Origin of the sequence: Acutalibacter muris, assembly GCF_002201475.1 — a bacterium.
Classification (GTDB): domain Bacteria; phylum Bacillota; class Clostridia; order Oscillospirales; family Acutalibacteraceae; genus Acutalibacter; species Acutalibacter muris.
Genome location: NZ_CP021422.1, coordinates 651,273 through 665,695, shown reverse-complemented (window position 1 = coordinate 665,695; position 14,423 = coordinate 651,273). Strand labels below are relative to the sequence as shown.

The 14,423-nt window shown below is 48.0% G+C and carries 17 protein-coding genes and 1 pseudogene; 8 read left to right on the top strand and 10 right to left on the bottom strand.

The features are described from left to right. A complete protein-coding gene (locus ADH66_RS03210; RefSeq protein ID WP_066535758.1) occupies positions 1-1,131 on the bottom strand; it encodes a hypothetical protein in 1,131 nt (376 codons plus the stop codon). 341 nt (positions 1,132-1,472) lie between these two features. Between ADH66_RS03210 and ADH66_RS03205 the strand changes: the two genes are divergently transcribed. Next, the gene (locus ADH66_RS03205) at positions 1,473-1,841 is read left to right on the top strand and encodes a TnpV protein (RefSeq protein WP_066535760.1); all 369 of its coding nucleotides are present in this window, start codon (positions 1,473-1,475) and stop codon (positions 1,839-1,841) included. Positions 1,842-1,905: 64 nt separating this feature from the next. On the opposite strand, the gene ADH66_RS03200 is transcribed toward ADH66_RS03205, so the two are convergent. From ADH66_RS03200 to ADH66_RS03165, 6 genes are all read right to left on the bottom strand, one after another. Next, entirely contained in the window at positions 1,906-2,385 is a 480-nt protein-coding gene (locus ADH66_RS03200; protein ID WP_066535761.1) for an RNA polymerase sigma factor, read from the bottom strand. An 81-nt stretch (positions 2,386-2,466) separates the two neighbouring features. Beyond that, complete coding sequence (locus ADH66_RS03195) at positions 2,467-2,895, bottom strand: RNA polymerase subunit sigma-70 (protein WP_066535762.1); 429 nt, start codon at positions 2,893-2,895, stop codon at positions 2,467-2,469. A 611-nt stretch (positions 2,896-3,506) separates the two neighbouring features. Continuing rightward, positions 3,507-4,178, bottom strand: a complete 672-nt coding sequence (locus tag ADH66_RS03185) for an ABC transporter ATP-binding protein (RefSeq protein ID WP_066535765.1) — start codon at positions 4,176-4,178, stop codon at positions 3,507-3,509. After that, entirely contained in the window at positions 4,175-5,392 is a 1,218-nt protein-coding gene (locus ADH66_RS03180) for an ABC transporter permease (RefSeq protein WP_066535766.1), read from the bottom strand. Before ADH66_RS03180 ends, ADH66_RS03185 begins: the two co-directional genes overlap by 4 nt. Before the next feature lie 435 nt (positions 5,393-5,827). Next, a complete protein-coding gene (locus ADH66_RS03170; protein WP_066535776.1) occupies positions 5,828-6,748 on the bottom strand; it encodes an anti-sigma factor family protein in 921 nt (306 codons plus the stop codon). Further along, entirely contained in the window at positions 6,741-7,241 is a 501-nt protein-coding gene (locus tag ADH66_RS03165; protein WP_066535780.1) for an RNA polymerase sigma factor, read from the bottom strand. Before ADH66_RS03165 ends, ADH66_RS03170 begins: the two co-directional genes overlap by 8 nt. Before the next feature lie 206 nt (positions 7,242-7,447). On the opposite strand from ADH66_RS03165, the gene ADH66_RS03160 reads away from it, so the two are divergent. After that, positions 7,448-7,855, top strand: a complete 408-nt coding sequence (locus tag ADH66_RS03160; RefSeq protein ID WP_066535783.1) for an IS630 transposase-related protein — start codon at positions 7,448-7,450, stop codon at positions 7,853-7,855. Then, on the top strand, positions 7,791-8,372 hold the full coding sequence (locus ADH66_RS03155; protein WP_207653026.1) for an IS630 family transposase: 582 nt from the start codon (positions 7,791-7,793) through the stop codon (positions 8,370-8,372). The genes ADH66_RS03160 and ADH66_RS03155 overlap by 65 nt, the downstream gene beginning before the upstream one ends. Before the next feature lie 112 nt (positions 8,373-8,484). Here ADH66_RS03155 and ADH66_RS21300 read toward each other — a convergent pair. Further along, positions 8,485-8,790, bottom strand: a pseudogene (locus tag ADH66_RS21300) (TnpV protein); the annotation flags it as partial. 401 nt (positions 8,791-9,191) lie between these two features. On the opposite strand from ADH66_RS21300, the gene ADH66_RS03145 reads away from it, so the two are divergent. The 5 genes from ADH66_RS03145 to ADH66_RS03130 all read left to right on the top strand — a co-directional run bounded on the left by ADH66_RS03145 (position 9,192) and on the right by ADH66_RS03130 (position 12,966). Beyond that, complete coding sequence (locus ADH66_RS03145) at positions 9,192-9,581, top strand: plasmid mobilization protein (protein WP_066535788.1); 390 nt, start codon at positions 9,192-9,194, stop codon at positions 9,579-9,581. 6 nt (positions 9,582-9,587) lie between these two features. Continuing rightward, a complete protein-coding gene (locus ADH66_RS20815; RefSeq protein WP_236757168.1) occupies positions 9,588-10,307 on the top strand; it encodes a relaxase/mobilization nuclease domain-containing protein in 720 nt (239 codons plus the stop codon). Between the two features lie 246 nt (positions 10,308-10,553). Next, positions 10,554-10,928, top strand: coding sequence for a hypothetical protein (locus tag ADH66_RS20810; RefSeq protein ID WP_236757167.1), 375 nt, complete (start codon positions 10,554-10,556; stop codon positions 10,926-10,928). Next, entirely contained in the window at positions 10,925-11,197 is a 273-nt protein-coding gene (locus tag ADH66_RS03135) for a transposon-encoded TnpW family protein (protein WP_066535794.1), read from the top strand. Before ADH66_RS20810 ends, ADH66_RS03135 begins: the two co-directional genes overlap by 4 nt. 83 nt (positions 11,198-11,280) lie before the next feature. Then, a complete protein-coding gene (locus tag ADH66_RS03130; RefSeq protein WP_066535795.1) occupies positions 11,281-12,966 on the top strand; it encodes a recombinase family protein in 1,686 nt (561 codons plus the stop codon). A gap of 260 nt (positions 12,967-13,226) precedes the next feature. On the opposite strand, the gene ADH66_RS03125 is transcribed toward ADH66_RS03130, so the two are convergent. Together ADH66_RS03125 and ADH66_RS19835 are read right to left on the bottom strand one after the other, a co-directional pair. Beyond that, a complete protein-coding gene (locus ADH66_RS03125) occupies positions 13,227-14,096 on the bottom strand; it encodes an Rpn family recombination-promoting nuclease/putative transposase (RefSeq protein ID WP_066535798.1) in 870 nt (289 codons plus the stop codon). 63 nt (positions 14,097-14,159) lie between these two features. Beyond that, positions 14,160-14,327: a hypothetical protein gene (locus tag ADH66_RS19835; protein ID WP_157130599.1), complete on the bottom strand. Its 168-nt coding sequence runs from the start codon at positions 14,325-14,327 to the stop codon at positions 14,160-14,162. Positions 14,328-14,423: the final 96 nt, after the last annotated feature.

The following is a 14,423-nucleotide window of genomic DNA, read 5'->3' as shown; positions in this document are numbered from 1 at the left end:
CTAAATCCCCCTCATTGCAAGGTCCAGGTCATCGTCCAAAATCATTTCCAGCGAACAGCCGCTGTCCATGCAGACGAAGCCTCCTTCCACAAACTGCCCCTCTCGATCCTCACTGATCTGATTGCCCAGGGCGTCAAAGTCGATATAGTCTGCCAACTCCGGCGAAACGCGATACTCGCTGTCAAAACTGACAAAGTGATGGCCTACATCTTCGTCTGTTTCCGCGTCTTTGATGAACACAAAATCCTCCAGATGCCGGGCCACACGCATAATGTCCCCGCTGCCGGAAACATCGGCGTATTCCACAACCGCAGCCAGCTTCTCCATACCTTCCGTGGTTTTCGGAAATGCGTCAGCCAGTTCGTTTGCCACCCCGAGGCCATGATCCCGCAGCATGGTTTCCAAGTGCTGTATCCACATGGAATTGTCCAGCATGAAATCCGTGAACGCCACCTTGCACATATCCGGGGAGGGCGCACCCATCCGCCTGGCCGCTTTGATGACAGCGAGTTCATCTTCCGGCAGGTACAGGTACTCGGTTTTGGGGCCGTACTCCATCTGCGCGACGGCAATAATGTCCCGGCGGGGTTCGCAGTAGGGAAAAGTTGCGCCGTGATAGACTTCACGGTACGGCACATCTTTGCTTGCAAAAAGCAGGCCGCATATGGTGGGAGTCCCATTTCCGCTGGTCAGCAGGTCACGGCCTGCCTGCTCGAAGTCGAGTTTGTCGATTTCGGAAGCGGGCAGAGCGCCCATCTTATTGAGCAAGTATTTCCTGCCCACAGCAGCCAGGTCGGTTACGTTTTGCACCAGCGTATATCTTTCCATATTAAAAGACAGGTTGATGAGGGACTTGAGGTCTGAGGGTTGCTCCACCTGCACCGCTGCCAGAAACTGCTCTTGCTCATATGGGGTGAACCGGTCGAGGCTTTTGGCGAGGAAGTTCAGCTCGTCCAGATCGATTTCTTTCCCATTCAGCATCGCCAGCGCCTCTGGAGACACATTGTCGGCGGTGACTTTGAAGGGCGCAGTGCGGAACGCCTTAACGAGTTCCTTTTGAATTTCTGCTTCTCGCAGGGGGAGGGCCAGCGTGGTCCGCATGGGGCCGTGCCAGATTTTTAAGGTTATCATAGGTTCAGCTCCTTCCTGAAATAAAAAAAGCCGGTCGCTTGTTTTCGGGGGAGTTCCCCAGCGACCGGCTATGTATTTCTACCATGAGAGGGCCAACAGATCATCTCCGCTGGCCCTCCGGTTTCTCTTTATTCTGTTATTGTGAGAGTTCGGTTCCTGCCGCAAAGCCAAAACGCCGTTTTGCCATCCACGTTTTCGCACTTTCGAAATCCAGCCTTTTGAGATGCAAAAAACCGCGTGGTTGGGAGCCACTTCGTAAGGAAGTGGCTCCCAAACTTTTTGTCAAGTCAGCCGAATGTGATTGAATTGCAGGAAATTTCAACATATCGGAGGACTATATCATGGAAATATCATTATTTGAGCGTATGGGCGGCACCTATCATCAAGAGAGCGGTTATTTCCTGCCAGATCTGTTCCCGCCTGAAAGTATCTCTGTTGGTATCTGGGGGCAACGGCGGAAGCACTACCTGAAAACAAAAAGGGAGCCTATCTACACCGCCTTACTGCTCAGCGGCGAGTTAGACAGCCACCTGTCCGAAGTGGACACTCGGGCAGAAACCATGTTCTTTCAGTTGGTCAAGCGACTGGCAGAGCGGGAGAGAATTACGGAACAGCTCAAAGCTGAGGATCAGATGGAATGGGTCAGACAAATGAACAGCGTCCGAAAACGGGCGGAGGAAGTTATCTGTGACGAGTTGATTTACGCTTGACATTAAGAAACCTGTAGAGAACATTTAGCAGACTGCTCTATATCCAAAGATACGGGGCAGTCTGTTACTGTCCAGCCTGGTATTTTTCTATCTCGGCTTTTATCTTCTCCCTGGCCCGCATAACCGAGTGCCTGATTGATTGCGGCCTGCAATGCTCCATCTCTCCAATCTGACGGTAGTTGAAGTCATATTTATGGTAGAGCAGGAACCGCCGCCGCTGGATTTCAGGGAGGGCAGAAATAGCCTTGCGGAGAAGTTCCCGCAGTTCTGCGTCAAAGATCAATTCTTCAACGCTTTTGGGCACTCTAAACGCCCGCTTATAGAGCGTTTCATCCCATAAATCTGACGCTTCCTGGTGTCGCCAGTCGGATTGCTGGAGGTTGCGGTTTTTGCGCTCCATCTGTCGAAATTCTATATAGAATGCTTCTGATACCTCCAAATCGTAAAATTCACCCTGGCCGTCTGTGAAGCTGATAAAATACGATGTTTTTCCATCGCTCCGCACTTCCGTCCGAAGCGTATAGACCTTATCCATGAACGTCATTCGCTCATCCTCCTGCGAAAAAGCTGGGTGAGAGGACTTGACCTCTCACCCAGCAGCCCGTGGGGGCGTGCGATTTTGGAGTTACCCTTGAAATTTCTTCAATTTCTTTTTCAGTACGGCTATCCGCTTATAGATGGCTTCCGTGGACAAATGGACAAGCACAGCTATCTCATTGGTGGAGTATCCATTCATTTTCAGCACAGAGATTTGCAAGGTGAGCTTGTCCACCGTCAGTAAGGCTTTCAGCAGTTCCACATTGTCACTATCATTCAGCAGATCTTCCACCGTATAAACCTCGGTTAGTGTTTCATGCTCGGCAACGCTGTCAAAATATGTACCCGTGTCCTGCAACTTCTCATAAAAGCGCCTGTCCGAATTGAACATGGCCCTGTCCCAAAGACGAAGCTGTTCAATCGTGCTTTCGTCCATGCCGCAGGCCCTAAGCACCTTTTCTTCAGCCTGTTTCCAACGCTGCCATTTGCGTTCTTCTTTGCCATGATTGTATGACATGGCCGTTCCCTCCCATCTGAATTTTTTTGAAATTCGGATGGGAGGGCCACGGCAACCTACACTAATGGTAAGGCCATTCATCAAGCGCAACAGGATATGACAAAAATCGCCCGACAGGTTACAAACCTGCCAGGCGAAAAATGAATTAATAGGGTTAGTATTCGCACCGTATAGTACACACTCATGGTTGCAATATCCCCAAGTAGGAACCAGGCTTTTTTTGATAGTGCAAATACTGTCGGATTGTGTCGAACGGCTATGTACTTCATGGCGGCTGCCTCCTGTCAGCCGCCGCACCTGCCAGCATTACCGCGTCATTCTTTTGGGGGATAAAAGAACGGCGTCTTTAATCTCTTAAAACCGCCGCATGGAACAAATAGGCATGGGAAATCGGTCTGCCCAGCAGCGGTTTTTTTCTTTTCTGCCGCTGGGCAGACTTGGCTTTTATTGACTTTTATTTAGGAAATCCCAAATAAACCGCAATGAGGACAAACACGATTCCGAGTGCGATAAGGATTATAGGCCACCCCTTTTGCTTTCTGCGGGAAATCCCGATTACAACAAACAATATCCCCAGCAGCATTGACGCAATCATCGCAAAAAACCCCATTTTATTTACTCCTTTCAAGATGTATTACTCTATCATGGCGATTGGCTATGTCCAAATCATGAGTTACAGTAATAATAGTGGTGTTAAACTCTTTGTTCATGCTAAAAAGCAAGGTTACAATTCTTTCTCTGTTCTCCACATCCAGGGATGCCGTAGGTTCATCAGCCAAAATAATTTGAGGTTTCATGATAATCCCTCTGGCAAATACAGCTCTGGCCTTTTCTCCGCCGGAACATTCAAGAGGTTTCTTTTTTAGTATGTGTCTGATCTCAATCGCACTAACGACAGTATCGAAATCCTCAATCTCCCCAACACCCTTTTTGTCACGACTGGCATAGAGAAACGGCAGTTTGATGTTATCTTCAACCGTCAAAGAGTTAATGAGTGCCGACTCTTGAAGAACAAAACCAATCCGTTGATTTCGCCATTGCGCCAACTGACTTGTATGTAACTGATCTGTCGGAGAACCGAAAAGCGTATATTCACCAGCATAATTTCGATCAAGCAATCCAATGATATTGAGCAAAGAACTCTTTCCTGCTCCCGATTCGCCCACAATGGCGATTTTTTCACCGGCGGTGACTTCAAGCCTGAAATCATTTAGTATTGAAATCTGCGCCTTTTTGCTCTTATAGATTTTTTCTTTAACGCTTAGATCAATAATCTTCGTCATTGTAATACCCCCAAGGAGATTGGAACCTTTTTGATTTTCCACAACATACTTTCGACAACAATTATTCCGATAACAATATCAGAAACGACAACCAGCAACAAAGCCAGCCAGTCCATTCCTATCAAGCCAAACAATCCATAAGTGGCAAAGGTTGTGTCTTTCCTTAACCAGCACCCGTATCTGTTAAAAGCGGTGAATGTGGCAATCAACGCTACGTTAACGAAGGAGAGCATCCCAAAGTAACCATAAAAAATTCTTTTCAGTTTTGAGTAGCTTAATCCCACCAACAGATTGATCGTAAAGTCTTTCAGCATCAGGCGAACACTAACCAATCCGTTCCAAACAGAAAGACAAGTTATGACGATCAGCAGAATAAAGGTCGTTATGAATATAATTTTTAGTGAGTGAAGATAGTATTCGTTGAAATAATCGTAGTTTTCCTTTTGGCTAAAGAAATTGAAACTTAAACCCAAATTATCTTTGATAACCTCACTCAAATCCGCTATTTCTTCTTTTGAGGTTTCCAAAAGTATAATATCCATGAGGCCGTTAAATTGGATGTCCATGCTGGCATGATTGATAAATTCCTCATTCACTGGAAAGAGGATTGAGAAATTGTAGTATGCCTTGGAGTTGAGGGCATAGAAATTAGAGTGGTAGGCGTTTTGCTTCAACACGCCCTGAACCCTTAGCGTTAAAGGCCGTCCAAGAACAGATTCTTCCAGTTCTATTGTTGCTCCAACGGGATATGTTTTGCTTAATCCTTTTCCTATTAAAACAGGGATTTCCCCGTCTAATTGGTAATCAAAGTCCAAACCTGTCCCTTGTGAAAACTCAAATTCATTTAATCTGTAATACTGCTCGTTCAGATAGCCTAATGATATTTTCATATCATCACCGTTTGGAACAGATACAATAAACCCGTCTGTATAAAAAGCATACTTAAAGCTGCTATTCAAATAGTCATATACTGCTTGTGTTCCGCTTTCGCCAATCATGCTCATATCAATATGGCTATCCGGGTCTAAGTTGGCAATGTAAACTCCCTCTTGATTTACATATTTTGTTTCCTGATACCCTTGAAATGTTGACAAAATGGAACGGGCAGCAGTAAAGGTTATGTAATTCGCCATGAGAAGCAACAGCATGATGCCGATACCAAGTATCGCTTTTCTCAAAAATATCTTTGAAACAATGAACTTAAATATTTTCATATTTCCGTACCCGCCTTGCGCTGATTAGTATGTATGTGACAAAAATAAGGACTAAATAGAAATTGTCGGCTAAATTGAAACCAAAATGGAGGTTTACCAAAGTCGATAGAAGATAAGCGAAAATTAGTACCGTGAGGCAGTCCAGCACATATCGAATGGTGATGCTAAACACAGTGCCGCCTACAAGTATTCTACAAAATATTTCTGCCTTTTTTCTCTCCAGCATTTGATAATGGAACACGATCACAATGAAGGTAAACAGTGAAACGATCAAAGGCTGGTAATCAATAAAGTTTTTCAAAAAAGCCTTTAGAATATAAGCATCCATATCCAAAGTCTTTGCATAATCCAAAAGCAAATTGAGAGAAAAGCAGAAAATATACGCAACACTCAGCTCTAACATATCCGTTAGTCTAAACAGAGATTTTTTCATGCCTATTCCTCTATCCCCTTTGAAGTGTTCAGCTTTGCTTTATAAAGAGATTTTCCCGTCAGCATTGTGAAATAAAGCAGCATAGCAACCAGGATGATGATGCAAAAATCTCGTTGCGATGAATATGTGGTGAAGTTAAACCCTTTTGTGCAAAGCTGCGCTGCCATATAGGAAATTGGGAACGGTATAGCCCTGTCAATCCAAACAATGATTGCTTGCTTATTTCTCAATAGCATTCGTAGAATTGCAAGGACAACAAGGGCAAGAAAAGCTAACAGGAAATACGGCATCAGGATCAGTCTTGGCAGAGTTACGCCGTTTTCTTCGGTGTTTTGATTTGGCCCATAGATCAGTACGTCCTCGGAGCCGTCGTTTTGAGCATAGAAAATCTGAATTTCAGTTTCACGGTCAAAGGGTATCACCATGTTTTGTTTTCCACGATTAGACAAATGTAAGTCCCAAGTGGTAGTCCAAGCATTTATGCGATAAATTGCCGTTTCTGTTTCATTGTCAAACACTTCATTGCAGCTATACCCTGTTACCTCGCTATCAAAGGTGATGATAACGCTCCCATCAGGGACATCAATCACATTGAGCAGGTTATCGGAATAGGGAAAAAATTTAGGTGATGTCAAAATTCCGAAAATGATCGTCGCGATAGCACAGGCCAAGATCGCCGTGAAACAAATAGTCTGTAAACGTTTGATAAATAAGTCCCGCTTTACCCTTTTCAGCGGTACAATATCAATATCGGGGTCAGCATCAGGGATGAATTTCGTTGCTTTCCGCATACGCTCAAACTCCGCATGGCACTCCGCGCAATACTGAAGATGTTCGCTTACAAATTCGCGTGTATCCGAACTTACCATATCTTCTACATAAAGCGGAAGTATGTCTTTAATCAAATTGCATTTATCACTCATTATTGGCCTCCATTTGTTCCAATATTTTGTTTCTTGCCCGGTGATAAGTGACACAGGCCCAGTTATCTGTTTTTTGAAAAATTTTTGCGATTTGTTTGAAACTCAATTCTCCAAAAACCCGCAGCATAAAAACTTCTTTATATGGTTCGGCTAAATTGTGCAGCAGCAGATGTATTCGCATAGCATCACTTCGGTTTATTATCTGTTCCTCAATGGTGTCTATGTTATCTGTAAATTCAACATCATCAATATCTACAAGCCCCTGTTGCTTTTTCAAGTGAGAAAAGTAACAGTTTTTTGCAATTTGACAAAGCCAAACACGAATGTCTGTATTACCGCGAAAGGTATCTATTGAACGCATTGCCTTGAAGAATGTTTCGCTTGTGATCTCCTCCGCCAGACCTTCGTCTTTTGACAACTTCTTAAGAAAGAGAAATACATCATTAAAGTATCTTCTATAAATTTTCTCAAATTCTTCTTTGGAACCTGCCACTTTCTCACCTCCTCCCTTATAAGACTTCGCATTTCAAAAAATCTTACAAGGTTTTTGAAATATTTTTGAAAACAGTTTTTCCTCATAGACTTGCGTGGAGCTGTTACCCTTCATGGCATATTAGATTTTGACGAAATTTATAGCAACAATCAAAAATAAAGCCAAAAGTTGACAGCAGTGGTATAACAGAGGCAGGAGATGATGGTATGCTACACAATGAAGCGCGGGAACTACTGGTACGAGGCTATGAAGCAACCCATGATGTCGAGGGGATAGCGAAGGCGTATTCAGTAAGCAAATGGACAGTATACCGGCTGGCCGGACAGAAACGGAAAACAGGCAGTGTGGCCTTGCGAACCAGCCAGCGAGGCCGGAAGCCGGTTCTGACGGCAGAAGATAAAGAAAATATTCGCCAGTGTATTGATGAAAAACCGGACATCACAATCGAAGAAATCCGGGAGAAGCTGAGCCTTTCCGCAAGCTATAGTACTGTCGAGCGGGCGATCAATGCAATGGGCTATACCCTGAAAAAGAAATCACTCTATGCAAGTGAGCGTGACCGTATTCGATGTGCAGGAGAAGCGCAAAGAATGGAAAAAGACGATACGACCTGATATGGTGGAACATTTGGTGTTTTTGGACGAGAGCGGTGTCAATACGAACCTGACCCGCCTGTATGGACGGGCACTTTCATCCCAGAGGGCAATGGATCATGCCCCGTTGAATACACCGCAGACAACGACAGTCCTTTCTTCCATCCGCCTGAATGGGGAAAAGGCATTTACGACGTACCAGGGCGGGACAACGGGGGAACGCTTTGTCCAATATTTGAAAGAAATCCTGCTTCCGACTCTTAAGCCCGGAGACATTGTTGTGATGGACAATATGCGCTCTCACCATGTAAAGGCTGTCCGGGAGGTCCTGGAAGAAAAGGGGATGAAAGTTCTGTATCTTCCGCCCTACAGTCCCGATCTGAATCCCATTGAGAAGATGTGGTCCAAGATGAAGGCCCTCCTTCGTGGATGGAAGGTCCGAAGTCTGGACCTGCTCCCTGACGCGGTTCGTATGGCACTCGATTCTGTTTCGCAGTTGGATTGCCGGCATTGGTTTGCCGCTTCTGCTTATTGTTAGCTTTTTTGAAGGTTGCTATAGTATAAACTGCCACTTGCCCTATACGCAAGATGCTATTATTGAGAACTGCGGGGATTACCCCGCAGTTTCGGGAAATCATAATCAATTTCGCCATAATGACTTCTTCCGCCTGGGCTTTGCAGTTATTCATCCGGCCCACCCATTCCATCTGATTTTCAGTCTTTAACCGCTCCGTTATGCCCTGCCGCTGGGCGTAATCTTTTACCAACTGAAAGAACATTTCCTCGGCCTGCCGGTCAATGTCGGTAGGGTAATCGTTTGGCCTGCCGCCCATCCATAGGGCTGTGTATTCCCCAACTGTTTTTTGCAGAACACCATACAAAGGGGCATTTTTCCAGAGGGACCTGTAAAATCGTGTAAAATCCGCCGATTTGCAATTGACAAACCGCTTTCCCATGTGGTATCCTACAATACTCCCTCATGGGAGCGCCAACTGAATAGGCTGTACTGACTGAAACAGTAAAAGCCGGTTACATACACAAACCAAAACGAACACCAGCGGGGCATAGGCCGTCCTGCTGGCGTGGTTGTGTATGTAGCCGGTTTCTTTATTTGCCCGAGGGGAACAAAATTTTTGAAAATGGCTCAAGAAAAAAGTTCCGTTTTGGGCACTAAAAGTTGTAGTAGGGGGTGGGCGGAAAATCTTGAGTGGCGGCAAAACACCATTACCCGCTGTTACCCTGTCCGCAGGGATAGCGAGCATCGGATTTCGCCCCCCACGGGGCAAAATCCAGTCCCAGGGAAGCCCCCTGAATACCCCCTCCCACGGCGGAAATTTGACAGAATGGAGGAATTATTTTGAGTACCAACGGCGAAAAAGTACGGCTGAAAATCAGACTGACGGTCGAAGAAAAGGCCAAGCTGGAGCATGACACCGCCCTGTGCGGCCTGACCCAATCCGAATACTTCCGGCAAATTTGTTTGGGCAAGCGGCCCCGGCCCAAGCAGCCGCCAGAGTTCTGGGAATTGCTGGACGCCTTGTATGAAATCCACGATAAGCTGGAACGCCTGACCGTCTACTGCCCGGAAGCGGCAGAAGAATGTTCCCGGCTTGAAAATCTTGTCCTATTTTTGCAGGGGGTAGAAATAGGGCCCCCACAAAGCCGCTTTTTGGCTTTGTGGGGAGAGGAGCATCCGCGGAATGGTGAGCTTTCGCCGCTTGCGGCGGAAGCGATGAATGGAGCGTGATGCGACGTGGCTACCACCAGCCTATGGCACATCAAGGGGCGGCTCGGTGACCTAATCGCCTACGTTGAGAACCCGGAGAAAACCGTACCCAAAGGCACCGAGGACTTTTTCAACGTATTTTCGTACATCCAGAACCCACAGAAAACCGCAGACGGCTCGTATGTCACCGCAATCAACTGCCTAAAGCAGACGGCGCTCCGTCAGATGATCCTGACCAAGCAACGGTACGGCAAGGAGGATAACTATATCGCATGGCACGGCTATCAGAGCTTCAAACCGGGAGAAGTCACCCCAGAGCGGTGCCATGAGATCGGCGTGAAGCTGGCCCATGAAATGTGGGGCGACAGGTTTCAGGTCATCGTCACCACCCACCTGGACAAAGGCCATCTGCATAACCATTTCTGTTTCAACTCGGTATCGTTCAAGGACGGCAAAAAGTACAACTACTCCAAAGCCGAACAGCAGCGCCTCCGAGATACCTCAGACCGACTTTGCCGGGAGTACGGGCTATCCGTCATAGAGGATGGCCGCAAGGCTCCCAGCCGCCCCGTCTGGCTGGACGAACAGAGCGGCAAGCCCACCCGCTACAACATCTACCGGGCCGACGTGCGGGAGGCCGTCAACAGAAGCCGTACCGTGGAGATGATGGAGAAGTTTCTCCGGCGCAAGGGCTATCTCACCGACTTCACTGGAAAGCATTGGAAGATACGCCTGCCCCAGTACTAGCATTTCACCCGCCTGGACACTCTGGACGAGCGGTGGACGCCGGAGAATATCAGGTGCAGCCTGGGCGCACGAGCCAGCTTCGGCAATAAGCGCCCTACCGTCAATTTTGCCCCGGAGCTGCCAGAGGAACTGCGGTTCTATGTTCCGTTCCAGCGCACCACCCACATTTACCGGTTGTTCCTCTATTGGGAGTACCAGCTTGGCATCCTACCCAAAGGGACGACCTATCAGCCCACCAGCCCGTTTTTGAAAGAGGAACTGCGAAAGCTGGACGAAATCACCGCCCAGGTGGATTATCTGGCGAAAACCCGCATTGAAACACTGGACGATCTTCTTTCAGCCCGTGAAGCCCTCCAAGGCGAAATGGACGAGCTGACCAATCAACGGAAGCAGTTGCAGAACAAAATCCGCAGAGCGTCACCGGCTGAAAAAGAACAGTTGCGGGCCGAAAAACAGGCCGTGACAGTTCAAATCACCGCCTGCCGCAAGAAATTGAAGCTGAATGTCGGCGTTGAGGAACGCTCCATCAAAATCCAGGACACGATGGATATGGTCTACGCCAACGAGGAGCAGCACCGCCAGATGGGGCAGGAGCGAACGAGAGGAGCAAGAAACAGATGAATATTATCAGGTTGGAATTGACCGAGCAGGAAGCAAAAATTTGCGATGAAGTAATGAAAAAAGTTGAAGAAACGGCAATATTCCTTGCTGATTTATCCCCTACTGACCGGCTGGACTGGCTGAGAGCACATCAATACAGCCACCCCATCAGCTTTGAGCGGGAGATTGATGGGACGGTCTACACCGTCTACGCCCATTTCAGTGAGAAAGCGACTGAAACCGCAGAGGGAAAAGTAAATCGGATTCTCAACCAAAATATCACACTGTAAAGTGTTGAAGTCTTGCGCCGGATGTGGTATGATAATCGTACCTTGCAATTCATATCACATCCGGCTGCGGAAAGGAGCATATTTTGAAGAAAAAGCAGCCAAACGAGCAGAGAATCACTGTTCTTTATGCCAGATTGTCTCGTGATGACGAAAAAGAGGGTATCTCAGGTAGCATCCAGAATCAAAAAGCTATTTTGGAGAAATTTGCCGCAGACAACCATCTGCCTAACCCCCGGTTCATGTTCGATGATGGGTACTCGGGTGTTACGTTCGCAAGGCCGGCCTTCATGGAGATCATGGAACTGGCTGAACAGGGCCTTGTGGCAAATTTGGTGGTCAAAGACCATTCCCGGCTGGGCCGCAACCGCCTTGTGGTTGGCCAACTTCTGGAAGAAGATTTTGTCCGGCTGAATATCCGCTATATCGCCATCATGGACAACATTGACACCGCCAACGGAGTAAGCGACATCGTGCCAATGCAAGACCTGTTTAATGAATGGCACGCAAAAAATACGAGCGACAAGGTACGCCGTGTCATGCAGAGCCGGGGCAACGCCGGGATACCGCTGACCACCAGTGCGCCCTACGGCTACAAGAAATCCCCGGAGGACAAGAACAAGTGGATCGTGGACGAGCCGGCGACAGAGATAGTGCGGCAAATCTTCCAGTTGTCGATCAGCGGCCTGGGGCCTACGCAAATCGCCAAGAAACTGCGCTCTGAGGGCGTGATGACCCCCAGCGAGTATTTTCAAAGCGTGGGTATCAATTGCCCGACCAAACCTCCTGCACATCCCTGTAACTGGAGTTCTGGCACAGTGGCGGGCATTCTGGACAGGCAGGAGTATGTGGGCGATACCATCAATTTCCGTACCTGCCGCCAGTCTTTCAAGCTGAAAAAGCAGTTGGACAGGCCGCAGGAGGAATGGAAGGTGTTCCCCGACACTCATCCCGCCATCATTGACAGGGAAACCTTTACCATTGTGCAAAACCTCCGCCAGCACCGCCGCAGACCGAATCGAACCGGCATTGTGAGCATGTTCTCCGGGCTTCTCTATTGCGCTGACTGTGGGGAGAAGCTGTATTACGGGAGCAGTAAGAGCAGCAAACAGCCGCAAGCCTATTTCTTCTGTTCCAGTTACCGCAAAAATTCCAACGTATGCTCCGCTCACTATATCAGGGAAAGCGTTGTGGGGCAGTTGGTGTTGGAGGGCCTACAAAGGTTGTTGTGGTACATCCAGGTCTACGAAAAGCGGTTTGCCCAGGAGCAGATGGAGCGGTTTGGCCTGCAAGAGAAGAAAGAGCTGACTGCCAAGCGCCGGGAGTTGGATAAGGCCAAACAGCGGGTAGCGGAGATTGACCAGCTTATTCAGAAAAGCTATGAGGACATGACCAAGGGCCTGTTGTCCGAGGAGCGTTTCGCCACGCTGACAGTATCGCTGGAAAATGAACAGCGGCAGTTGAAAGTGGATATTCCAGCGTTGGAGAACAGCTTGAACGCCACCGCCGATAAAGCCGATGATTTGCAGAAGTTCATCCAGCGGGCCAGACAGGTGACCCGGCTGACGGAATTGACGCCTGAAATCGTCCACGAGTTCATTGACAAGATTGTGGTATCCAAGCCGGAGAAGATAGACGGCAAGCGGCATCAGCAGGTGGACATCTACTACAGCACCATCGGTCTTTGGACAGCGCCGGAGCCGGAAACGCTGGAACGGGAATATATGGCCTACTATCAGGCCATGCAGAAGCGCAAGAAAAGGACGGCATAGCGTCCCACATAGAGAGATTTCTTTACAGGTAGCCCGAAGGGTGGCACTTCTTTATGAAGTGCCACCCTTACGCGGTTTTTTGCCCAAATATTTTTTTGGTTTTCCTAGGATGGGACGACCATACAAAAAAGATGCCTGCGGGCTTTTCATTCTCAAAAAAGCCAGTATTTATGCGGCTTTACGTCCCATTGAGAAACTGTAAAAACAACTATTACAAAAAAGATGCCACTTTTGAGGAACAGTTTCGCAGGGGTCGACGCCTACTCACCCTCCGCGATTTTTTTGACTTCATCCAGATCCAGGGCACAAATATCGGCAATTTCTTCCAGAGATTTATGCCGCTCCAGCATCCGTTTGATCAGGCCAACCATTGCACTACGCTCGCCTTCAGCCCGCCCAGCTACGCGGCCTTTTTCTATACCTTTTTTTATACCTTCCTCAAACCCTTCCCTACGCGCGTCGATCCGCACATCTTTCAGCTTCGCCGCCAGGGTCATAAATCTCTCCACCTTTCCTTTGTCGGCTTTTATGTCCTCCACCGCCCGGTCTATTTGCGATAAATACTTCGAGCCTGAAATGTCAATTGCCAGCTTTCGATACCTCGCGTTGACATACCGCAGAAACTCCAGCGCCGGTTCGCTCATGTTCCTAACCGTAAACGCGGCATTCAGAATGTAGGCATGAGAGCCGTCTTTGTACGTCAGGTCCTCAGCGCCCTCGATAACGCTCTTGCGCTTATAAAGCGCCAGTCCCCGGCCATAGTAGTCGTCCGTGCAGATGAAAATAATGTAACTTTCTTTGAGCTGCCGGTAGCTCTCAGCAGGTTCCAGCGTCCTGCGGTCAATGCTGCTCTGGTAGAATCGGATACGCCGCTCCAAATCATATGCGTGGCCGGTCTGCATCTCAATGTCATAGCGAGTTTCATCGGCGTCGGCCAAAGCCACATCCAGCCGGATACCGTGTAGGTTGATGCCGTCCTTCATGTCCTGCTGACGCTCGATATAGGTGATATCCGCAATCTTCTTCTCAAGCACCGCCTCCAGAAACGGCTTGACATTCTCTGGCTGGCGCATGACCTCTGAGAAGACCAGGTCATTGGACAAGTTGATATCTTCTATGCTGACGCTCACGGGAACCACCTTCTCTCTACAAATATTATACCCGAATCCGGCCTAAAAAGCAACTGTTTTTGCCTACTCATTGCCGCCCTCCGGCGCGGAGCCGTCCTCCTTCTCCATCGCCCGCTCCACCAGCCGGGTGACGAAATCCTTCTGCTTGACCTGATGCCGCTTGAGGTAGGCTTTCAGCCGCTGATAGGTTTCCTCGGGCATCTGAATGGCCATTGTTCTTGTGTTTTCCATAACGTGAACCTCCTTATTATTTTAGTACATCTGCCTCCCGACGTCCTGATGGGATAGTAGGTAGTACCACTTGCTTTGTTATCATCTGGCATTATA

Coding starts and splice junctions, on each gene's coding strand:
- ADH66_RS03170 (WP_066535776.1), bottom strand. CDS start 6,748: ATGAGTGATAAATGCAATTTGATTAAAGACATACTTCCGCTTTATGTA.
- ADH66_RS03160 (WP_066535783.1), top strand. CDS start 7,448: ATGCTACACAATGAAGCGCGGGAACTACTGGTACGAGGCTATGAAGCA.
- ADH66_RS03205 (WP_066535760.1), top strand. CDS start 1,473: ATGGAAATATCATTATTTGAGCGTATGGGCGGCACCTATCATCAAGAG.
- ADH66_RS03185 (WP_066535765.1), bottom strand. CDS start 4,178: ATGACGAAGATTATTGATCTAAGCGTTAAAGAAAAAATCTATAAGAGC.
- ADH66_RS03195 (WP_066535762.1), bottom strand. CDS start 2,895: ATGTCATACAATCATGGCAAAGAAGAACGCAAATGGCAGCGTTGGAAA.
- ADH66_RS03180 (WP_066535766.1), bottom strand. CDS start 5,392: ATGAAAATATTTAAGTTCATTGTTTCAAAGATATTTTTGAGAAAAGCG.
- ADH66_RS03200 (WP_066535761.1), bottom strand. CDS start 2,385: ATGACGTTCATGGATAAGGTCTATACGCTTCGGACGGAAGTGCGGAGC.
- ADH66_RS03210 (WP_066535758.1), bottom strand. CDS start 1,131: ATGATAACCTTAAAAATCTGGCACGGCCCCATGCGGACCACGCTGGCC.
- ADH66_RS03135 (WP_066535794.1), top strand. CDS start 10,925: ATGAATATTATCAGGTTGGAATTGACCGAGCAGGAAGCAAAAATTTGC.
- ADH66_RS19835 (WP_157130599.1), bottom strand. CDS start 14,327: ATGGAAAACACAAGAACAATGGCCATTCAGATGCCCGAGGAAACCTAT.